At 36.6% G+C, this 22,333-nt stretch carries 17 protein-coding genes and 1 pseudogene; 11 read left to right on the top strand and 7 right to left on the bottom strand.

All coding sequences use genetic code 11. The features are described 5' to 3' along the window. Nucleotides 1–89: 89 nt before the first annotated feature. The 4 genes from mgsA (at nucleotide 90) to LACPOB_RS0104530 (ending at nucleotide 4,562) form a co-directional block, all read left to right on the top strand. Nucleotides 90–512, top strand: a complete 423-nt coding sequence (gene mgsA / locus LACPOB_RS0104545) for a methylglyoxal synthase (protein WP_017867647.1) — start codon at nucleotides 90–92, stop codon at nucleotides 510–512. 402 nt (nucleotides 513–914) lie between these two features. After that, a complete protein-coding gene (gene garR, locus LACPOB_RS0104540; RefSeq protein WP_017867646.1) occupies nucleotides 915–1,808 on the top strand; it encodes a 2-hydroxy-3-oxopropionate reductase in 894 nt (297 codons plus the stop codon). Beyond that, the gene (locus LACPOB_RS0104535) at nucleotides 1,808–3,238 is read left to right on the top strand and encodes a four-carbon acid sugar kinase family protein (RefSeq protein ID WP_017867645.1); all 1,431 of its coding nucleotides are present in this window, start codon (nucleotides 1,808–1,810) and stop codon (nucleotides 3,236–3,238) included. The genes garR and LACPOB_RS0104535 overlap by 1 nt, the downstream gene beginning before the upstream one ends. 4 nt (nucleotides 3,239–3,242) lie before the next feature. Beyond that, on the top strand, nucleotides 3,243–4,562 hold the full coding sequence (locus tag LACPOB_RS0104530; protein WP_017867644.1) for a gluconate:H+ symporter: 1,320 nt from the start codon (nucleotides 3,243–3,245) through the stop codon (nucleotides 4,560–4,562). A gap of 267 nt (nucleotides 4,563–4,829) precedes the next feature. On the opposite strand, the gene LACPOB_RS0104525 is transcribed toward LACPOB_RS0104530, so the two are convergent. The 6 genes from LACPOB_RS0104525 to LACPOB_RS0104500 all read right to left on the bottom strand — a co-directional run bounded on the left by LACPOB_RS0104525 (nucleotide 4,830) and on the right by LACPOB_RS0104500 (nucleotide 11,598). Then, nucleotides 4,830–5,444 (bottom strand): GntR family transcriptional regulator, encoded by a 615-nt coding sequence (locus LACPOB_RS0104525; RefSeq protein ID WP_017867643.1) that lies wholly within the window; start codon nucleotides 5,442–5,444, stop codon nucleotides 4,830–4,832. Nucleotides 5,445–5,714: 270 nt separating this feature from the next. Continuing rightward, on the bottom strand, nucleotides 5,715–6,914 hold the full coding sequence (locus LACPOB_RS0104520; protein WP_017867642.1) for an MFS transporter: 1,200 nt from the start codon (nucleotides 6,912–6,914) through the stop codon (nucleotides 5,715–5,717). A gap of 14 nt (nucleotides 6,915–6,928) precedes the next feature. Next, the gene (gene vprA / locus LACPOB_RS0104515) at nucleotides 6,929–8,371 is read right to left on the bottom strand and encodes a vinyl phenol reductase (RefSeq protein WP_017867641.1); all 1,443 of its coding nucleotides are present in this window, start codon (nucleotides 8,369–8,371) and stop codon (nucleotides 6,929–6,931) included. 18 nt (nucleotides 8,372–8,389) lie between these two features. Next, the gene (locus LACPOB_RS0104510) at nucleotides 8,390–9,124 is read right to left on the bottom strand and encodes an SDR family NAD(P)-dependent oxidoreductase (protein WP_017867640.1); all 735 of its coding nucleotides are present in this window, start codon (nucleotides 9,122–9,124) and stop codon (nucleotides 8,390–8,392) included. 34 nt (nucleotides 9,125–9,158) lie between these two features. Beyond that, nucleotides 9,159–10,637 carry an FAD-dependent oxidoreductase gene (locus LACPOB_RS0104505; protein WP_017867639.1) on the bottom strand — a complete coding sequence of 493 codons (1,479 nt, stop codon included), beginning with the start codon at nucleotides 10,635–10,637 and terminating at the stop codon, nucleotides 9,159–9,161. Between the two features lie 94 nt (nucleotides 10,638–10,731). Continuing rightward, on the bottom strand, nucleotides 10,732–11,598 hold the full coding sequence (locus LACPOB_RS0104500) for a LysR family transcriptional regulator (protein WP_017867638.1): 867 nt from the start codon (nucleotides 11,596–11,598) through the stop codon (nucleotides 10,732–10,734). Between the two features lie 556 nt (nucleotides 11,599–12,154). Between LACPOB_RS0104500 and LACPOB_RS0104495 the strand changes: the two genes are divergently transcribed. The 7 genes from LACPOB_RS0104495 (at nucleotide 12,155) to LACPOB_RS0104465 (ending at nucleotide 22,097) form a co-directional block, all read left to right on the top strand. Beyond that, nucleotides 12,155–13,219: a 2,3-butanediol dehydrogenase gene (locus LACPOB_RS0104495; RefSeq protein WP_017867637.1), complete on the top strand. Its 1,065-nt coding sequence runs from the start codon at nucleotides 12,155–12,157 to the stop codon at nucleotides 13,217–13,219. 283 nt (nucleotides 13,220–13,502) lie between these two features. Next, nucleotides 13,503–14,567, top strand: coding sequence for an alcohol dehydrogenase catalytic domain-containing protein (locus LACPOB_RS0104490; RefSeq protein WP_017867636.1), 1,065 nt, complete (start codon nucleotides 13,503–13,505; stop codon nucleotides 14,565–14,567). A gap of 190 nt (nucleotides 14,568–14,757) precedes the next feature. Then, entirely contained in the window at nucleotides 14,758–15,651 is an 894-nt protein-coding gene (locus LACPOB_RS0104485) for a LysR family transcriptional regulator (protein WP_017867635.1), read from the top strand. A gap of 356 nt (nucleotides 15,652–16,007) precedes the next feature. Further along, entirely contained in the window at nucleotides 16,008–17,387 is a 1,380-nt protein-coding gene (locus tag LACPOB_RS0104480; protein ID WP_017867634.1) for a class II fumarate hydratase, read from the top strand. A 568-nt stretch (nucleotides 17,388–17,955) separates the two neighbouring features. Next, the gene (locus tag LACPOB_RS0104475; protein ID WP_017867633.1) at nucleotides 17,956–19,353 is read left to right on the top strand and encodes a flavocytochrome c; all 1,398 of its coding nucleotides are present in this window, start codon (nucleotides 17,956–17,958) and stop codon (nucleotides 19,351–19,353) included. Nucleotides 19,354–19,593: 240 nt separating this feature from the next. After that, nucleotides 19,594–21,015, top strand: a complete 1,422-nt coding sequence (locus tag LACPOB_RS0104470; RefSeq protein WP_017867632.1) for an anion permease — start codon at nucleotides 19,594–19,596, stop codon at nucleotides 21,013–21,015. A 230-nt stretch (nucleotides 21,016–21,245) separates the two neighbouring features. Beyond that, nucleotides 21,246–22,097: an aldo/keto reductase gene (locus LACPOB_RS0104465; protein WP_017867631.1), complete on the top strand. Its 852-nt coding sequence runs from the start codon at nucleotides 21,246–21,248 to the stop codon at nucleotides 22,095–22,097. A 72-nt stretch (nucleotides 22,098–22,169) separates the two neighbouring features. Here LACPOB_RS0104465 and LACPOB_RS13005 read toward each other — a convergent pair. Beyond that, a pseudogene (locus tag LACPOB_RS13005) lies at nucleotides 22,170–22,329 on the bottom strand (amino acid permease); the annotation flags it as partial. Nucleotides 22,330–22,333 lie beyond the last annotated feature (4 nt).

The raw sequence follows: 22,333 nt of genomic DNA, 5'->3' as shown, positions 1-22,333 counted from the left end.
TCCGCATAACGCATTTTTATAGACAACGTTTTCAATTCTAGAAAATATAGTTTAAAATATGATTATTAAAAAGAAAGGCGGAATATATAGTGAAAATTGCGTTGATCGCACATGATAAGAAGAAACCAGATATGAAAAAATTATCTTTAGCGTATAAAAAAATCTTGGAAAAGCACGAACTATTTGCAACTGGTCATACTGGCCAAATTGTTTCTGAGGCTACGGGTTTGAATGTACGATGTTTTAATTCTGGACCCTTAGGTGGAGACCAAGAAGTGGGTTCTTTGATCGCACAGAATAAAATTGATGCTGTTATCTTTTTACGGGATCCACTGACAGCACAGCCACATGAACCAGATGTGAATGCATTGATCAGATTATCGGACGTTTATAATATTCCGTTGGCTACTAATTTAGGAACAGCAGAGGTTATTTTACGTGGATTAGATAATGGTTATCTTGATTTTCGACGGTTAGTTAATGGCAATGAAAACAAGCACGAAAAGTATTAAAAGGTGATGTTTTAGTATTTCATGTGAAACGTTCCTATTCATAATGTAGAAATAGAACTAAATTTTAGATCCTAATCGAAAAAAGATTGTGTAAATAATTTCATGCAGGTAAATATATACTGTTTTTTGGTGGTAATTAAGAAGAAAAAGGTGGGATTTAGACTTAATAAAAGGAAATTGGTTTGTATAATTTCTGATATAAACATGATAATGAATAAGCTTATTTAGAGTTTAATGCAAATTTCTTTTTTATTGAAAGAGGTTTGCATTTTTTTATTTTAAAATAATCTTTTTCTGTGAATGTGTTCATTTTTGGTAAAAATGTATACAATATAAAAAATGTGGTGTACAATTTAATCTGTCGACAAAATGAAATCGCTTTAAAAATGGAGGAAAGTAAAAATGAAAAAAATTGGTTTTGTAGGATTAGGAATTATGGGAAATCCAATGTCTAAAAATTTAGTAAAAGCAGGATATGATGTATCTGTATTTGATTTAAATAAAGATGCAGTTCAGAGACTAGTTGATTTAGGTGCAAAAGAGAAATCTACTAAGAAAATGGCACAGGAATCAGATGTGATCATTACGATGCTTCCTGCTGCTGCCCATGTACTTTCTACATTAGAAGGTAAAGATGGAATTTTTGAAAATGCACATCAAGGATTGATAGTGATAGATATGAGTTCTATTGGACCTATTGATGCCAAAAAAATTGCAAGTGAAGCCGTTAAATATGGTGTGGAAACACTTGATGCACCAGTTAGTGGTGGTGAACCTAAAGCTATTGATGGAACTTTATCAATTATGGTTGGTGGTAAACAAGATACCTTACATAAAGTAGATGAAATTTTGCACGTAATTGGAGAAAATATTGTTTTAGTTGGAGATCATGGCAGCGGGGTTACTGCTAAATTAGCAAATCAAGTAATTGTTAATTTGAATATCGCTGCTCTTTCTGAAGCTTTGGTTTTGGCAGCTAAAGCTGGAATTGATATTGAGAAAATGTATCAAGCAATTCGTGGTGGATTAGCTGGTAGTACAGTTATGGATGCAAAAGTACCGTTAATTTTAGATAGAAACTTTAAACCAGGTGGCACAATGGCCATTAATATGAAAGATTTAACTAATGTATTACAAACTGCTCATGACTTGGATGTTCCAGTTCCATTTTCAAGTCAATTGCTAGAAATTTTCCATTCTCTTAAGGCTGATGGAAAGATTATGAATGATCATGGTGGGATTGTTCAATACTTTGAAAAAATTGCAAATGTAACAGTAACAAGAGGTGAAAAATAATGTCTGCTATTAACGCCGAAAAAACTTTTGCTAAATTATTACGAGAACCAGACAGTAAAAAAATTGGAAACTTATTACAAGTAGAATTAGCACAGTTAAAAAACAAAGTAGTTGTTTTGGATGATGATCCAACAGGAAGTCAAACTGTTCACGATATTTCTGTTTATACCAATTGGGATTTGAATAGCATCCGACAAGGATTTGCTGAAGAAAACTCAATGTTTTACATCCTTACTAATTCACGTGGATTAACTAAAGACGAAACAACTAGGCTTCATAAACAAGTTGCACAAAATATCTGCAAAGTTTCTAAAGAAACTGGGCAAAAATTTTTGATCATCAGTAGAAGTGATTCCACTTTACGAGGACATTATCCGCTTGAAACAGAGATATTAAAGAAGACGGTTGAAGAACAAACAGATGTTAAATATGATGGGGAAGTTATCATGCCATTCTTTAAAGAAGGCGGACGTTTTACAATTGATGATGTTCATTATGTGCAGATGGGGAAAGATTTAGTTCCAGCTGGCGAAACAGAATTTGCTGAAGATCGGACATTTGGTTATCAGTCTTCTAATTTAAAAGACTGGGTTGAAGAAAAAACTTGTGGTCAATATCGAGCAGAAGATGTTACAGCAATAGAACTAGAAGACTTAAGATCTGTAGAAATCGAGAAAATTACTAAACAATTAATGAAGGTTGAAGACTATAATAAAGTAATTGTAAATGCTGTTAATTATTGCGATGTTCAAATATTTGTAATTGCCTTGATTAGAGCTATTAGACAAGGAAAGCAATTTATTTTTAGGACAGCCGCGGCTTTACCTAAAGTATTGGGTGGAGTAAGCGATATTCCTTTGCTAACTAAAGACAAACTAGTTGAAAAAACTGAGGCTGGTGGTCTGATAGTTATCGGCTCACATGTACAAAAGACAACAAATCAGTTAAATGAGTTAAAAAAATTGAAAAACGTTGAATTTATAGAATTTGATGTTCATCAGGTCTTGAGAGCTCAGGGATTAGAACCAGAAGTAGCTAGAGTTTCTGAAAAAGTAAATAATTTATTACGGAAGGGAGTAACTGTTGCTGTATATACTTCCAGAGAACGAATTGATTTACCTAATGACCAAAAAGAAGAAGCTTTAAAATTATCGGTTTCCATTTCAACTGCTCTAACTAATATTGTTAAAAATTTAACTGTAAAACCTAAATTTATGATTGCTAAGGGTGGAATTACTTCGAGTGATGTTGGTGTTAATGGTTTAGGTGTTAAACGTGCTCTGATTGCTGGACAAATCAAACCAGGAATTCCTGTTTGGTATACAGACTCTGAAGCCAAATTTCCTAAGTTGTCTTATATTATTTTTCCAGGAAATGTCGGCGAGACAGAAACCTTGCGCGAGGCAGTAGAAATTTTAGATAAGAGGTAAATATATGGCATTTCTAGCGATAATAATCGGAATTATTCTATTACTAATATTAATGATTGGATTGCATGTAAATGCATTTGTATCTTTAATTTTGACATCTTTAGCAGTTGGATTAATGGAAGGTATGACACCAGTTCAGGCCATGGAATCTATACAGAATGGCTTGGGTTCTTCTGCTGGCAGTCTAATGTTGGTAATTATCTTTGGAGCAGCTATTGGTAAAATGCTAACTGACACTGGAGCTGCTCAAAGAATAGCTACAACAATGGTGGATACTTTTGGAAGAAAACACGTTCAAGCAGCTTCAGTAGTTACTGCGATGGTAGTAGGAATTGCTATGTTTTTTGAAACAGGTGTTGTAGTTTTGATACCGCTAGTTTTTTCAATAGCAGCGGTAGCAGAAATACCTGCTTTATATATTGGTTTACCAGTATTAGCAGCGTTGATTACTATGCATGGTTTTGTTCCACCACATCCGGCTCCAACAGCTATTGCAGGCATCTTTGGTGCAAATATCGGTAAAACGATGATTATTGGGATTTTAATTGCAATCCCGGCTATTATCATTGCAGGTCCTCTATTTACAAAATTCTTTAAAAAAGAAGATCTTGAGGTCCAGGCACCAAAGGCGGTATATTCTGATAGGGAATTTACTGAACAGGAAATGCCAGGATTCGGTATTAGTATATTAACAGCAGTTTTACCGATAATTTTTATTTTTATAAAAACTATTGCTGATTTTTCATTACCCAAATCATCTTTATTAACGTTTACTGATTTCATTGGAGAGCCTGGTGCTGCATTGATGATTACATTTGTAGTATCAGTTTATACTCTTGGAATTAGAAAAGGAAAATCAATTAAAGATGTCATGAATACTTTTGCCAATGCAGTTTCAGGTATCGCTATGATACTTTTAATTATTGCTGGTGGTGGTGCTTTTAAGCAGGTTTTAGTTGATAGTCATGTTGATAAGATGATTGCTTCTGTAATGATGAATTCATCGTTATCACCTTTATTTTTAACTTGGCTAATTGCGGCAGTTTTACGTTTTTCATTAGGATCTGCTACAGTTGCAAGTATGACGGCTGCAGGAATACTTGCCCCAATTGCTGCAAAATCTGGGATCAGCCCTGAGTTATTAGCTTTAGCAGCTGGTGCAGGTAGCGTTGGTTTTTCTCAAGTTAGTGATGCTGGATTTTGGATTGTAAAAGAGTATTTTAATATGTCAATTGTAAAAACACTTAAGACATGGACGGTTTTGACTACAATAATCGGCGTAATTGGTTTGGTTTGCATTTTAATTTTAGGAATGTTTATGTAACTAAAGAAGGAAGAAAACTGGCTATAATCGCAGAAGATTATGTAGTTAACAATGGACGAATGTCCTTGAAAACAAGAAGTTGTAACAAAACAAGTTTAGAGTAAAAATAAGAACTACATCATATTGAGATTCTTCTATCTCATTATGATGCAGTTTTTTGTATTTATTGGCAGAAATAATAATTTTGTCTCAGTTACTTTTACTAGTTGGAAGTTATTTAAATGTCTAACTTTTTGCTAAACTTCAACTTATTTAGCGTTTTTTCATTTATTTTTTTAAGCGATTCATTGTGAACTCAAGATCTTTATTTAAATGTTCCTGTAGCAGTCTTTCGGCTAGCGGACCGTTATTATCTTTGATTGCATTTAAAATGTTTTCATGTTCATCGATTAAGTGGACGCGCCGATGTAATGTTACTGTTTGTCGCATTAAAAAAATCATTGTTTGCATTTGGTCAATAATCTTAATAACCTCTTGATTATGAGTTTCTTCAACTAAGACTTGATGAAATTCATAATTTGCTTGTAATATTTCATCTTTGGAACCCTTTTGGGCTGTTGCTACACATTGTTCCAGATGCTGTAAAGCTTCTTCTGAAATGACATTAGCACAGTATTTAGCGGCATATCCTTCAAGAATAACACGTACTTGAAAAACATCGCGAATTTCTTTTTCACTAGGTACATGAACATGTTTGTTTTTAATGAAACCTTCGTTTTTTAATTGAGTCATGGCAGATCTGATTGGTGTCCGACTTAAGTTTAGTTTTTTGGCTAACATTGTTTCTGTTAGCTTAGTTTCGGGTTTAATTTCCCCGTTTAATATTTGATTTCTTAAAAGTTCATATGCAGAAACATAGCTTGGCTCTTCTTTTTTATTCATTACACTATCCTATGAGTTTTTAATACTATTTTAACGGAAAAATTTGATAGTGTCGAACTTTACTATATTATTCTGAACAGTTCAAAAGCAAAAAGTAATTGGTCTAGCTAGTTTAAGTTGCTTGTTTCTAAATGGAGCGAATGGTTTTTCATTTTTGGAAATTCAAAAGGTAATTTTACGTCTTAATGGATCCACATTCGTTGCCAAGAGTAGGTTTAAATAAACTCGGATTAACATCAATATCAATGAACTTATCAAAAAAGGTTAAGGTTAATCAACTGAATTATTTAGTAGATTTGTCTGAAATTTTACTCCTAGACAAATTGCACCCAAAAGCAAGGCGAGAATACCACTAACAGAAAATACGTTTAAACCGAGATTACTTGTTATTGACGTTAAGGGATTAACGATAAAGGGACTCATGACACCACCGAGTGAGTTGATTGCAACATAAATACCTAAAGCCATGGAAAGACTATTACTATCAACTGCAAGTGACAGTAGGTATGAGTATTGCCCCATCGCAATGCTCATGGCTGCCCCAACAATAAAGCTGCCAATAAAAATTAATGTCAATGAGTGGCAAAATCCGATTATCAAAAATGCACACCCATATAAAATAAATGACAAGGCAATGGATGAATGTTTAAATTTCTTCCCGATTATTCCCACGATAAAGCCACATAATAAGCCACCAACTAGTGAGATCGTGGAAGTTAAGGCAGCCTGTGATGTGGCTCCCAAGCCATTTTTAACCACAAATAGTGAAATATTATTGTTTAAGACGTTATTTAAAAGCATCGTGAAAAACGCCCAAAATGAGCAGTAGAAAACGTATTTATTAAGTTTTATTTTGCCGTTAACTTTAACTTCTTCACCAGTATTTAAATTTAATGGGTGGAAAGGAACTAAAAAAATTACAGTGATCAAAATTAGTAACGAAAAAAGATAGATCCAGTAATTGTTGATCCAATTATTTGTAGCTGCTAACTGACCACCACCCATGATAAAGATAATACCCCCAATATTGGTAAAGCTAGTGAATAATCCCATTGTTGTTGCACGTTCTGTTTTAGGTAACATAGTTGAAATTAAAACCTGTGACAAATTAGTACAAGCCCCTTGTCCTAATCCAACTAAACAAGAACAAAATAGGAGGAACAAAAAGTTATTATGAAAGGCAAGTGGCAAAAGACCGCCAATCATAACTAAAGTGATCGAATTAATAGTTAGTGTTTTTAAATTGATTTTACTAGTGGATAACTTTCCAATAATTAGTCCGGCTAACATCATAAATAAGTTAGGAAATGATGTTAGCATTTGAACTCCTGTATTACTTAAGTTAAAGTGTTGAGCGATGGCAGCGTATGAGGGTGTGATGGCTAAAGCTGCCATGCCCATTGTACTGACTGCTAAAACACCTAAACGTGTTTTAGAAATATATGATTTAGTTGCAGAATCAATTTTCATTATAATAGACCTCTTTAATTATTAATGACAATATTTAAAACTGCGTTTCTTCCAGAATAGGCTGCATACCCTGCTGTACTACCGGGCAGTGTGACTGCATAAGTGTCACCAACTAACATCCCGGCAGCATCGTTTCCTACTGCGTATAATCCAGGAATAGGATAACCATAGCTATTTAAAATATTGTTATTATTATCAACACGCAAGCCACCTAGTGCACAAGCCATACCAACACCTAGTTCGACTGCATAAAAAGGTCCAACTTTCACAGGCGTTAGATAAGATTTATTTTTACCAAAATCGCTATCATATTTTGCTTGAACAAGTCGATTATAGTGAGAAATCGTTTCTGAAAGTTTAGGTAATTGTAGTTTTTCGGCTAATTCTGTCAGCGAAGCAGCTGTTGTTAAATATTTTTCATGATTTTCTAAACTAGTTTTTATTTCGGAAGGTAGTCTATCTAGTGTCTCTGGAGATACTGGTGAATTACCGACTTCTTTATACAAGCCAATTTTTGACAAATGTTCGATAGCTTCTTGATCAAAAATTGAAAAGACACGAGATTGTGTTAGAATCGAAGCTCCAGCATGGCACATATTATCGTTGACATCTTCATTGACGAAACGTTCGCCACGCTCATTGACCCATAAAATGGCTTCTTGTGTAGCCGCAGTAGCAAGTTGTGAAGACATATGAATAAATGGTGGTTTAACAGTATCGTAGATTGCGCCACCACCATATTGAATTGCACCCATCTGATAATGTTTAGCACCAACAGCCCAAGCTAATTGTATTCCATCACCAGTGGCTTTACCGTTACTAACAGTTAATAAACGGTCAGAAAAAGGAGATTTTTTCCGAACCAATTCAGGGTTATCAACATAACCGCCAGTAGCTAAAATAATATTGTTAGTAGTGAGGTGACGTTCTTGGCCTGTGGCTTCATTTCTAATGATCAAGCCACAGATTTGTCCATTTTGGACAAGGACCTTTTGGGCACTGGTACTGTTGATAAATTCAGCATCTGCTTTAACAGCTGTATTATACATTGTTTGAACCGCAGCATGGCCTCCACCAGTAAAGGGATGTATCGTAGGCCAACTATCACCTTGTTTGCTGACTGCATTAAATTTAACACCGAGTGAATGGAGCCAATCGATAGTTTGACCGCTATGGTCAATAAACTTTTTAAGGTGTCGGGCACTTGCTTCATAATGCGAGTAGTTTAGTTCTTCATGCAAAAGGGCTAGCTTATTGACCTTAATGTTTTGTTTTTTTTGTAAATAACTATCAACACCCATTGCACCCTCGACATAATTACCGTTGCCACCAATTGTGCGACCTTTTTCTAAGACTAAGGTGGTTAGATTTTTTTCTCTAGCACTGATGGCCGCCGCTAAACCAGACAGTCCGCCACCCACGATCACGACATCATAATTTTTTTCTTTGGGAAACATGTTTTACCTCCCCCCTGATTATTTCAAGCCTACTGAAACACCGCCGTCACTTAAAATTGTTTGACCGGTCATGAAGCTTGCTTGACTAGCAATAAAAACGAAAACTTTGGCTATTTCTGCTGGAGTTGCTGCGCGTTTCATTGGAACTGTGGGTAATACTTTCTCTAAAAATTCACCTTCATTGAGTGCTGTTTTGGTTAAGCCCGGGGCTACACAATTAATACGAATATTTTTATCAGCATAATCAACTGCGGCTGCCTGGGTCATACCCATGATCCCGTTCTTAGCGGCATTATAAGCACCCATCCCACCAGGATTATAGATACTTCCAAGTGCGCCGGTATTTACAATTGAGCCAAAACCTTGTTTTAAGAAAAGTTTAATTTCTTCACGCATACATAAGAAAGTTCCACGTAAGTCTAAATTGATCGTTGTGTCAAAATCGCTATCGGTTAATTGGGCAAATGGCTTTAAAACTCCACCACCAGCGTTGTTGATTGCGTAATTTAATTTGCCAAACTCAGAAACTGCTTGTTCAAGGCCGACGCGAATACTATTCACGTCCATGATATCTAAGATTTTTCCTGTTATTTTGCCAGGGTATTTTTGATTTAGATTTTTGGCAGTGTCCAAAACCTGAGGGTTGTTATCTGATAAAATAACATCTGCGCCTTGTACGGCAAACTCTTCACTGATAGCTAGTCCTATTCCTTGTGCCGCACCAGTTACTAAAGCAACTTTGTTTTTAAGCATTATAAAAACCTCCTGATTTATTTTTGAAATTGAGTTAAGCTAAATTTTTTTGAATTTCCTTAGCTGCGATCCATCCGGAAACAAAGGCGAAACCATTTGCGATTCCTTCAAAGCTTGGGTATCCATCTGAATAAAGTCCATTAACATTATTACCCACGATATATAAATCTTTGATTGGACTGCCATCTTTTCTAACAGGTTCACAATTACGATCAACATTAACGCCATCTAGTGTCCCTAAAATGGCACAATGTTCAACAATTGCATAAAAAGGACCATCGGCAACGTTAAACAGTAATTCATTAGCTGGTTTTAAGAAGACTTCATCATTTTTATTTTTAATTGCTTGATTGTAGTTTTTTAAACTTCTTTTTAGAGCGTCTATAGGCAGCCCTAATTTATGAGCCAAATCTTCAACATTTTTGCCAACAACTACTTCCCCACTTTTAATTGCTTGATCAAAATCGTTTTGAATATTTGGCAGTGGTCCGACTGAAGTACGTGGTATTTCTCCGACATCACAGAATTGTCTTTCGAACGAGTCTTCTAAATTAACTTCATTATTTTTGAAATAATCAAGTGTATTTTGGTCAAGAATTACGTAATATTTGCCCCCTACGTTGTGAGCAGCATTGCCCCATAAAGCAAAATCGTACACGATGTCTTCATTTACGAAACGATTAGCCGTTTGGTCGACCCATAGCAAAGGCAAATTGGTTAATGTTTCGACACTACTATCTCGTGCCATCGGGTTGATAGTTGAACTAGGTGCACAGGCATGAGCAAATAAAACGGGGTTATGGTAAGTGTTTGCCCCTAATTTCTGGGATAATCTTATTCCAGTGCCATCAGATTTATGTTCACCTAAGTTTAATAGTTCATCTGCATCGTCATACTTAGTGGTCATCATTTTTGCGTTACCACAATACCCACCATCAGCAAAGATCACTTTTTTAGTTTCAATACGGAGTTTTTCACCTTGGTTATCTGCTGCAATCACAGCCTTTAATCCGTTGTCATAATCTAAATCAATAGCTGAAGTATTGGTGAGAACTTGGTTAATACCGTCTGCAGTAAACTTTTCTGGCAGTTTGTCCCAGCTTGCCATCTTATCTTTAAAATTATTGAATTTATGATAGACTAGTGGATCATTTAAATGCGGCTTTTGCTCACTTTGTTCAACAGTAACTGGTAGTCCCATTTCGTCAAGCCGAGCAATATTTGCACCTGATTCTTTAAGGAAACGGCTTAAAAGTTCACCATTAACAAAATAATGATTATCTGTGGTTAATTCAGTAAATGCTTGTTCATAACCGTAGTCCACTCCTTTTTCATCTTGTTGTTTGGAGTGAATAGCAAACATTCCGTGAGCACCGAATTTACCGGCGCCGCCTACTTTATCTCCCCGTTCTAATAAAATAAAAGGAATCTTTTTTTGATATAGTTCAAAGGCAGCCGAAATACCAGATGAGCCTGAACCGACAATAACTACAGTGGTTGAATATGTTTCCATTTTCTTCACCTATCCTTAAATATTTTCTATACAATTATAATTGTATATATTTTCACAAACAAAAGCTAACATAGTTTAGTTTCTATTGATAACTTTAAGTTGTTACCTTAGAAATTAGCGATATTAAATCGTCTGAACCACCACTATTAAGGGCCGCAACTACTTCAAATTTATTTAAAAGATGTTGTGGGCTGAATTTGTGTATATTATCACATTTTTTTGGAAGGGAAAAGTTATGGGGGATTAGTGAAAAACCACCAGCAAAATTTACATTTAGACAAGCCGACGCGAAACTATTGATACCAGAAATTTGCTTATAAGTCCAATTGTCTTGTTGATAAATTTCAAGCATGGATGTTTGAATATCTAAAATACCAGTTGATTTCCACTCTTGCATGTAAAGCATGGAATTTTTAGCTAGTTCTTGGAGATTTTCGTGATATTTTTTTACTTCGAGGGAATTAAAGATTAAATCAAAACTAACAGTTTTAATGGGAAAGAGTTTGATTTTGGTATTATTGATAAAGGCTAATTGAAAACCAATTAAAAGGTCATAGTCTCCATTTAATAGGCGATTTATACTGTTATCAAATAGTTCTTCATCAAAGCTGACTTGATAGTTGTTGGGTAATTTTTGGGTTAATAATGCAGCTTCATTTTCCAACCCTTGTAAAAAGTGGATCTTTAGTAGTTGATTAGGATGAAAGTCTGGGTGATGCCAGATCTCATTGTAAGAGGTCAGGATATTAACTGAGCGTTTATAAAAAACTTTACCAACGGGCGTTAAAGAGAGATTTCCAGCAGAACGATTTAATAATTGTTGACCTAAATCTATTTCTAGTTTTTTGATTGCTGAACTAACTGCTGTTTCAGAGACATAGTTCCTTTTAGCAGCCGAAATAAATCCCCTGGTCTGTACAACGTCAATGAAGTACTTGAGAGGCATTAAATTGTATTTCATAGCTAATTGTTCCTCCATTCTGAAGATAAGGTGCATTACACTGAGTATTTTTGGTTTCGATGTATGTTTAAGTACCATGTTCGCAAAAAAAGTTTAAGCAGGGTAATCTAGCTATATACTGTATATTATTTATTATAGCCCGAAAATCTAATAAATTGTTTTAGTTAAGAAATTAAAATATAGTGACGACATAAAAATAAGGATAAAAGAATTGAAAAAGATAAGAAGTAAAGTAAATTAATGGCAATAAGCAGGTAAGTATATTGTATCGAGAAGTTTGTAGTCCAATCAAGAAATTAAATGCAGTAACATATTTAAAATTTTTGGGAGAAGATTTTTTAAATCTCAGATGCTTAAGTTCAAGTAAGCCTAACTAAAACTTTAAAAATAATTTATCTAAAAAAACAATATACGAAAATTCTGTTAATCTTAAAAATAGGTGGTACACTATATATGTTGAATGCGTTTGCAGTAGCGTTTACTAGAAACTTATTCTAGTAGAACTTTTTTATTAAAAAATAAAATGCAAGCGTTTTTAAGAAAGGGGCAAGTTTTAATGAAAGCAGCAAGAATTTATGGTAAACAAGATTTAAAGATCGAAGATGTTGAATTACGTGAACCTAAGGATGATGAGGTTCAAGTTAAGGTCAAATATGTAGGTATTTGTGGTAGTGATATTCATATGTATCAAGAAGGTAGCGGTATCCCTTATACTCCACATCCATTAACTGGTAAAACCGTTCCTTTGACAGAAGGTCATGAATTCTCTGGTGAAGTAGTTAAGGTTGGTAAAGACGTAACAAGTTTTTCTGCTGGTGATCATGTATGTATCGAACCAGCTATTGCTTGTGGTAAGTGTGAATTCTGTCGTAAAGGACTTTACAATTACTGTGTTAATGGTGTTGGTGAAGATGGCAGTTTACAATTTATTGGTTTTTCTGAAGATGGTGGTATGGCTGAATATACTAACGTCAAAGAAAACTTTACTTTTAAACTACCAGAAGGTATGGACTATGACTTAGGTGCATTAGTTGAACCAGCAACGGTTACTTATCAAGCAGTAAGAGATAGTGGTTTAGTTGCCGGGCAATCAGTTGTTGTTTTTGGTGCTGGCCCAATTGGTTTATTAACAGCATTGATGGCTAGAGTAGCGGGAGCAACTAAGATCTATATTGCTGATTTGGCGGAAGTTCGTTTGCAAAAAGCTAGAGAACTTGGCTTTGAAGATGTAATTAATTCTGGTGAAGTTGATTTTGTTAAACATGTACACGAGCAATTCCCTTCCGGTGTGGATGTAGTCTTCGAATGTGCTGGTGCACAACCAACATTGAACCAGGCTGTTCAATTAACAGCTCCTGCTGGAGTACTTGAAATCGTTGCATTGTTCAATGGTGACTATAAGATCGATATTGCAACAATGCAAAATAAGGGTGCACAGATCCACACAACAATGGGTTATGCAAATGCCTTTCCACAAACGATCAGCATTGTTAACCAGCATCGTGATCTCTTCAAAAAATTGATCACGAAAAAAATCGGTTTGGACGAAACTGAAGAAGGTATCAAATCCTTAATGGATGACAAGTCACAAGTTAAGATCTTGATCTCACCCGAAAAATAATAATAAGTAGCCATTCTAAAAGAGGGTCATAAAAAGTGACTCTCTTTTTTAGGTACTGGTAAAGTAACTTGATTTTTACCTAAATATTGTGAATCATTTAACCATATTAAAATGTGTGATTTTTATGTAGCTTTAAGGAAAGTAGTTAATTTTAAAATAATGCTGAATTTAAAATAACTTAACTAACCATAAGGCATAAATATTGTGCCAAAGATAATTATTGACAGCGGTTTCATAATTGTGATAAATTTATCATATTGAATAGAGAGGAGACGACAAATGCATGAAAGCAGCAAGAATTTATGGCAAACAAGACATCCGCATTGAAGATGTTGATATTCCAGAACCAAAGGAAAATGAAGTTCAAGTAAAGGTTAAATTTGTCGGGATCTGTGGTAGTGATATTCATATGTATGCAGAAGGTTTATCCCTACCATACGAAGAAAATCCTTTAACTGGTAAAACTGTTCCGATCATTGAAGGGCATGAGTTTTCGGGCCAAGTAGTCAAGGCCGGTAAAAATGTTCATGATGTGAAAGTTGATGACCGTATTGCGATCGAACCAATTTTATCTTGCGGACATTGCAGGAACTGTCTGAAAGGTATGTATAACTATTGTCTACACGCTGTGGGTCCAGATGGTAGTGGGAACTTTATTGGTGTTTCAGGTGACGGCGGTATGGCCGAATACGCTAATGTTGAAGCTAAGTTTGCCCATAAATTACCAGACGAAATGGGATTTGATCTAGGTGCCCTGGTGGAGCCAACTGCCGTAGCCTATGAAGGTATCAAACGGAGTGGCTTGATCGAAGGGCAAACTGTAGCTGTTATGGGTGCCGGCCCAATCGGTTTGTGTACTGCCGTTTTGGCTAAAATTGCGGGTGCAACCAAAGTGTATATTTCTGACGTATCAGAAGTACGTTTGGAAAAAGCCAGAGAAATTGGTATTGAAAACACCCTAAACCCAACTAAAGATGATGTGGTTGAAAAAATTCATGCTGATTTACCTGAGGGTGTCGATATCACATTTGAATGCGCTGGTGTACAGCAGACATTTGATACAGCCGCACAGATCACAACTGCGACTGGCTTGATTCAGGTTGATGCATTATTTGGCAAAACGATCGAACTTGATATTAATAATGCGATCATGCAAGGACACAATATTCATACTACACTGGGCTATGAAAATTGCTTCCCAACTGTCATCAACATTATTAATAGTAATCAAGAGATTTTCCAAAAGATGATCACTAAGAAGATCTCTTTAGATGATACGGTCGAAGGGATCAAATCCTTACAAGAGGATAAATCACAGGTTAAAGTTATGATTTCGCCTGAATTGTAATTTTCCCTGAAATAATAACGATGTGAATGACCTTACCATTCGTGGTATGTAATTAATATGTCTAAAGAATACTTTCTTTTGTCAGCTTTCTGATAATTGAAAGTATTTTTTAAGTTAAAATCGGAAATAATTAAGCTTATATGTATTGAGTTTGCTACAATATTCTTAGGATAAACGAGGAGGGGGTAGAATGAAATTAAAAGATTTAAGATATTTCTGTTACCTGTGTCAAGTCGGAAGTTTTACTGAGACAGCCAAGCATTTTAATGTGAAGCAGCCGACGGTAACCTTGGCGATCAAACGTTTAGAAAGCAGTTTACATATTCAACTGGTCTACCGGGACCACTCTCAGAATTTTTTAAAAATAACTTCTCCTGGGAAAATTTTATATGAACATGCAACTAGTATATTAAATGAAGTTCAGCTTACAAAAATTGAAATCAATAACTTTTCTCAGGACAAGATCAGGTTTGGTTTACCTCCAATTATTGGTAACTTGTATTTACCTCTAGTAGTTCCTGAATTAAACGAAAAAAATCTGTTGCAAAATATGGTAGTTGATGAGTCAGGGTCTGAGCAGTTAACGAAAGACCTGGTTGCAGGGAAAATAGATATTGGCTTGTTGGGCAGTTTTGCCCCGATCAGTGATCCAAGGCTATCTGCAACACGGATCACTAGTCGTGATTTTGCAATAATTTCTTCTAATAAGCATTGGCTTAATAGTTATACGGAAGTTTCTTTTTCTGACTTAAAGGGTGAGCAATTTATTTCATTAGATAGTAAATTTATTCATCGTCAAGTTTTGCAACATTACTCTGGTCGAGCTGGTTTTACACCTAATATTATTTTTAAAACACAAAGTATCTCGATTTTAAAAAGAATGGTTGAACAAAATTCTGGTATTGCTTTACTAGTAGGAGACGCAGTTGCCTTAGGAGATAAACTAAAAAGTACACCACTTACAGGTGATTTTGACGATAAATTTCATATTTCGATAGTAACGAGAAAAAATTATTTATTGAAAAATCAAGAGTGGGAGTTAGTTACGCAATTATTAAAAATAAAAGACAAGTTACAACATTAATTTGGTGTCCAAGGAAGAAAAATTCGAATTGGTTGCCAAATTTTTTTGTGTAAATATTAACTTATTTTTGTAATATAAATTTATTTTTTTGATGCTGCCTTTGTAAGCGCTATCTATCAACGCTTATAAACATAATTTATGACGTCTAACATGTTTGACTATACACGTTTTTTGCCACTATTATAAAACTGTAAAGAAAGGAGTACCTGGGGAAAATTTTTTGTTGATGTATGTGAAATAAGTAACACATATACGAATGTATTGATCAACTCTTTTGGGCGAAAAACAGTAACGGTTAGAAATTCTGATTTTGATGTTTTGTAAGTGTAAGACATTTTATAGGAGGTCACATATTCATGACTAAAGATATTAGAGTAGAAGAAGATACACTTGGGAAAGTTGAGATACCTGCGACTGCATTATGGGGACCACAAACTGAACGGAGTAGAAATAATTTTCCAACTGGCAGTTATATCCCATTGGAAATTATTAAAGCTTTGTTGCAGATCAAGAAAGCAGCGGCTCAATCTAACGAAAAAGAAGGCCAATTGCCCAAAGAGAAAACGGCACCGATCATTAAAGCAATCGATTCTTTGCTAGATTTATCTGACGAGAAACTACGTGCTGATTTCCCACTTAAAGTTTATCAAACTGGCTCAGGTACTCAGACAAATATGAATGTTAACGAAGTAGTTGCACATTTAGCTACAAAATTAGCGGATGGCACAGAAATTTTACCAAACGATGATGTTAACCGAGGACAAAGTTCTAATGATATTTTCCCAACAGCGATGAATATGACAGCTAGTGTCGCTGTGAAAGATTTAGAAAAAGCAGTTAGTCATTTGATCGAAGAATTAAAGGTCAAACAAGACAAATACTGGAGAGTCGTTAAAGTTGGGCGGACTCATTTGCAAGATGCCACTCCGTTGACATTTGGACAGGAAGTCAGTGGTTGGGTCAGCATGTTAGAACACGACCTAGACTACTTGGAAAAACTTGATGATACTTTACTTGAATTCTCAATGGGCGGGACAGCTGTCGGGACTGGTTTGAATGCTGACCCACATTTTGCTGCCAACATTGCTGAGAAAGTTAGTGAGATCTACGGAGTTACATTCAATGCTGATACAAACAAGTTTGATGGTTTGGAAGCACATTCTGGCTTGAATGTAGTTCACGGTGCCATGAAGACTTTGGCAGCTGATTGTATGAAGATCGCTAATGACGTTCGCTTCTTGGCAAGTGGTCCACGTGCCGCTTATGGTGAATTAAATATTCCTGCTAACGAACCAGGCTCATCTATTATGCCAGGTAAAGTTAACCCAACGCAGGCTGAAGCAATTACAATGGCAGCCGTTCGGGTTATGGGGAATGATGTGGTAGTTGATATGGCTTCTTCACAAGGTAATTTCCAGTTGAATGTTTACAAACCAGTCTTGATCGAAGCTTTCCTTGAATCGGCTGATTTACTGAGAGGAACGATCACAGGTTTCGCTGATAAGATGATCCATGGTTTGACAGTTAACGAAGAAAGAATGACCGAATTAGTTAAGAATTCATTGATGACTGTAACTGCCTTATCACCACACATTGGTTATCATGATAGTGCCAAGATCGCACAAGATGCTGACAAGAATGGAACAACATTGAAAGAAGCAGCATTAGCATCAGGCAAGTTGACAGAAGAACAGTTTGACGAATGGGTAGATCCGTTGAAGATGACAAATATTTAAAAACAGGGTGGAGAGAAACGGTAGAAATCGAGTACTATCGGACTTCAGCATTATATTGCGGGTTTGAGCAATATGATGCTGAAGTTGGATAGACGGAGCTTTCTGTTTCTCGGAACCTGACTAAGAAAACAAGGTGGAGCAAGCCGGTCAGACAATGAGCATTATCGGAGCTGAGGATTATAGTACGGTTTTAGTACTATGATGCACAGCTTGGATAAGCGGAATTGTCTGGCTTGCGAAACCCGACTAAAAAAACAAGGTGGAGCAATGCGGTCAGAAGCCGAGCACTAGCAGACTTTGACAGCATATTGCGAGAGCTTAGCGATGTGCTGTCGAAGTTAGCTAGGCACAGGCTTTTGCATTTCGAAACCCGACTAAAAAAACAAGGTGGAGCAATGCGGTCAGAAGCCGAGCACTAGCAGACTTTGACAGCATATTGCGAGAGCTTAGCGATGTGCTGTCGAAGTTAGCTAGGCACAGGCTTTTGCATTTCGAAACCTGACTAAAAACAAGGAGAAGCAACCTGTCTACAACATGATTCCTATTATTAAGGGAGTGAATTTAAATAATGGCAAAATATATTTTTAAGCCAACAGATATAAAAGAAATGAAAGATAGTTATGATTTAGTGATCATTGGTTCTGGTGGTACTGGGATGGTGGCTGCATTGCAAGCTAAGGAATTAGGCTTGTCACCGGTCATTTTAGAAAAGATGGATAAAATGGGCGGCAACACTAACCGAGCATCTTCTGGGATGAATGCAGCGGAAACAGATTTTCAGCTGCAGCACCATATTGTTGATAGTTTTGAAGATTTTTATCAAGAAACACTCACAGGTGGCGGCGGTTTAAATAATAAAGAAATGCTGAACTATTTCACTTCACATGGTGCGTTAGCTGTTGACTGGCTGGCAGACCGTGGGATCGAATTAAATGATATTACGATCACGGGTGGAATGAAGATCAAGCGGACACATCGTCCGGCTAGCAAAGCTGCAATTGGTGGTTACTTGGTAACTGAATTGCTCAAACAAGTTGAAAAAGAAGAGATCCCGTTATTTGCTAAAGTCAAGGTAGATAAATTAATAGCTGATGGAGATAAGGTCACAGGCTTGGATGTCCAACTGCCAAATGATGAGACCAAAGAAATTTCCGCTAAAGCTGTGATTTTGGCAACTGGTGGTTTCGGTGCTAATAAAGAATTGCTGAAGAAATATCGCCCTGACTTGGATGGTTACGATACAACTAATCAAGCCGGTGCAACGGGTGATGGAATCAAATTAGCTACAGAAATTGGTGCTGGTTTGGTTGATATGGACCAAGTGCAAGTTCACCCAACAGTTCAGCAAGATACTGGGCATGCTTATTTGATCGGTGAAGCTACTCGTGGTGAAGGTGCGATCTTGGTCAATGCCAAAGGGGAGCGTTTCGTCAACGAATTAGACACGCGTAAAAACGTTACGAACGCGATCAATGAACTACCAGAAAAGAGTGCTTATTTGATCTATGATTCTGGAATTCGTGAAAACGTTCCTGCAATTGATTTTTATGACCATATTGGTTTGGTCGAGCATGGTGATTCATTGGCAGATTTAGCAGCTAATATTGATGTTGATCCTGAGACCTTACAAGCTACAGTTGCTAGCTGGAATGAAGTTGTCACAAGCGGACAAGATAGTGTCTTTGGTCGTGATTCCGGGATGGATCGGACGATCGATCATGGCGGCTACGAGGCTATTCATATTGCTCCCGCAGTCCATTACACGATGGGTGGCTTGAAGATCGATGCTAAGACACATGTCTTGACTGAGAGTGGCCAACCGATCGCTGGTTTGTTTGCCGGAGGTGAAGTTGCTGGTGGTTTACACGGTAACAACCGGATCGGTGGTAACTCGATCGCCGAAACAGTTGTTTTCGGACGTCAAACTGGTCAGCAAGCTTACAAATATTTGGCAAATTTAAAATAAATTATTTAGTTTGATCATGGACGATGCCTAAGGTGACAAAATTAGGTGAAGTTTAAATTAGCTAAACTATGGCGGCTTACTTTTTCTAGTTAAAGTTGATTTATGACTAATGTCCTAGAAAAAGAAGTGTGTATAGTTTGGCTGATTTTTTTATCTAGACCCTAGATTTGGCCCAATCCTAAAACTTGAGTTCACTGATCAAAGATAACAATAGAGTTATCACAAGGAAAGGTGATATATGTGTTATTGAGTAAAGAACAGTACAAAAAATTCTTTTGGCCGGTTGCGATCGGCTTAGTCTTATGGTTCTGTACTCCATTACGCCCAGCAGCTCTTTCAGTTGCTGCGTGGAGAATGTTTGCGATCTTTTTGGCAACGATCGTTGGGTGTATTACTCAACCACTGCCGATCGGAGCAGTTTCGATCATTGGTTTTGTAGTCTTAGTTTTAACAAATGTAGTGGATATTGATACTGCCGTTGCTGGTTTTGGTAATAGTAGTATCTGGCTGATCGCAATGGCTTTTTTCATCTCACGTGGGTTTATTAAAACCGGGCTGGGGCGAAGGATCGCGTTAAATTTCGTGTCGTTGTTTGGTAAAAAAACCTTGAATCTGGCATATTCGATCATCGGTGTTGACTTAGTCTTAGCGCCTGCAACACCAAGTAATACAGCGCGTGCTGGTGGTGTTGTTTATCCGATCATTGAATCTTTGGCTGATGCTTTTGGATCTAAACCAGATAGTGATGAATCACGTAAGAAAATTGGTTCATTCCTGATTTTTGCGGAGTACCATGGGGATATTATTACTTCTGCAATGTTTCTAACAGCGATGGCTGGTAATCCTTTGGCACAAGCATTTGCTGGTGAAGCTAACGTCAATATTAGTTGGATGGGCTGGTTTTTGGCAGCCTTGATTCCTGGTATTATTTCCTTAGTTTTGATACCTTTCATAATTTATAAAATGTACCCGCCAAAAATCAAGGAAACTCCAAATGCTAAACAGTGGGCCGATGATCAGTTAAAAGAAATGGGTCAATTTTCTAAGGCTGAAAAAATCATGACTGTGATTTTTGTTTTAGCATTAGTTTCATGGATGACTGGTAGCTTAACCAATATTGGTGCCACAACAACAGCATTTGCTGCTCTTGCTTTACTGCTATTGACGGGCGTTTTGAACTGGCAGGATGTTTTGAAAGAAACTGGTGCCTGGAATACATTAACATGGTTTTCTGTTTTAGTTATGATGGCTACTCAACTTAATAAACTTGGTTTTATTCCTTGGTTCAGTAAGTTGATCGTTAATAGTTTAGGTAACATGAATTGGTTTTTAGTCTTGTTACTTGTGATTTTGATCTACTTCTACAGTCATTACATGTTTGCTAGTGCGACAGCCCATGTTAGTGCGATGTATGCTGCACTGCTTGGTGTTTCGATCGCTGCTGGTGTGCCACCGGTTTTAGCAGCCTTGATGCTTGGTTTCTTTGGTAACCTGGCTGGTTCTACAACACATTATGCGTCTGGGCCTGCACCGATTTACTATGGTTCAAAATATGTTACTCAGTCTGAATGGTGGAAGATGAACTTCGTATTAGGGCTAGTGTACATGGTTATCTGGCTAGGTGTCGGTACATTGTGGACGAAAGTTATCGGTATCTGGTAAGTTAATAAAATAGAAATGAAAAAAGCGAGCCTTTGGGGGTTCGCTTTTTTGCTTACAGATTTATATTACAAGCCCAGATACGATCAATGGTTTTAAAAGGATGCTTCAAAATGAACTATAAATCAGTCCTATTCAAAAACGTATTGATTGAATGTGCATTCTACTTTGATTTAGACTGGTAATATAACAGATATGAATAAGTTCTTTAGGGTTTTCAAGGGAGGATCAAAATGAAAACAGTGACTATTTCAGGTCATGCGCTACCAGCAATCGGTATAGGTACTTGGCACATGGGGGACGATCCTGCAAAAGAAGAACAGGAAATCAATGCTATTCGTGCAGGACTTGATGCAGGAGCAAAAGTAGTCGATACAGCTGAGATGTACGGTTCTGGTAATTCTGAAACACTAGTTGGAAAAGCTTTGCAACCATATGACCGTGAGCGTGTATTTTTGATTTCTAAAGTTTTGCCGTCAAATGCTTCTAAAGCTAAAATGGAAGAACATTTAGATGCTAGTTTGCAACGACTTCAAACTGATTATTTGGATCTTTATTTGTATCATTGGCGTGGAGGCACACCGTTGTCAGAAACGATCAGTGAATTAGATAGGCTAAAAGAAACCGGTAAGATCCGTGCTTGGGGTGTGTCTAATTTTGATGTTGCTGATTTGGAAGAATTATGGCAATTACCAGCGGGACCCAATGCGGCCGCTAATGAAGATCTTTATAACATTGAAACACGTGGGATCGAGTATGATCTTACTGACTGGCAAGCACAACATGATTTGCCATTGATCGCTTATAGTCCGGTCGGTGGATTGCACAATGAACTAGGGACAACAATGTTGGACAATGCAGTCGTTAAACAAATTGCTGCTACGCATAATGTTAGCGCACATGCGGTTTTACTAGCATGGACTATCCGAAATGGCAATACGATCGCTATTCCTCAAAGCAGTCAGGTTTCGCATGTTGAAGCTAATGTGAAGGCGACTGAGCTTGAACTTTCTTCAGATGAGTTAAACAAATTGGATCAGGAATATCCAAGTCCAACGCATAAGGTCCCTTTAGCAATTAATTGATTTTAGTTAGAAAGTAATAGCATAAAGTTACCCAAAGTTGACGCGGGAATTTTATGCTATTTGTTTTAAATGTTTGTTATTTTTAATAAATGTATAATCTGACTGAAATTTATGTGAGTTTTTGCGAAAACACATAAATGCATAAAAGCTCCAGCAAGTAACTGATACTGTTCAAGTTAAGTAACCAGTTAAAGGTATCGTTCATTTCTGGTAGGAATACACCTATTAAAACGCAA

Source organism: Ligilactobacillus pobuzihii E100301 = KCTC 13174 (assembly GCF_000349725.1).
GTDB lineage: Bacteria > Bacillota > Bacilli > Lactobacillales > Lactobacillaceae > Ligilactobacillus > Ligilactobacillus pobuzihii.
This window is presented reverse-complemented; position numbering and strand designations above follow the sequence as displayed.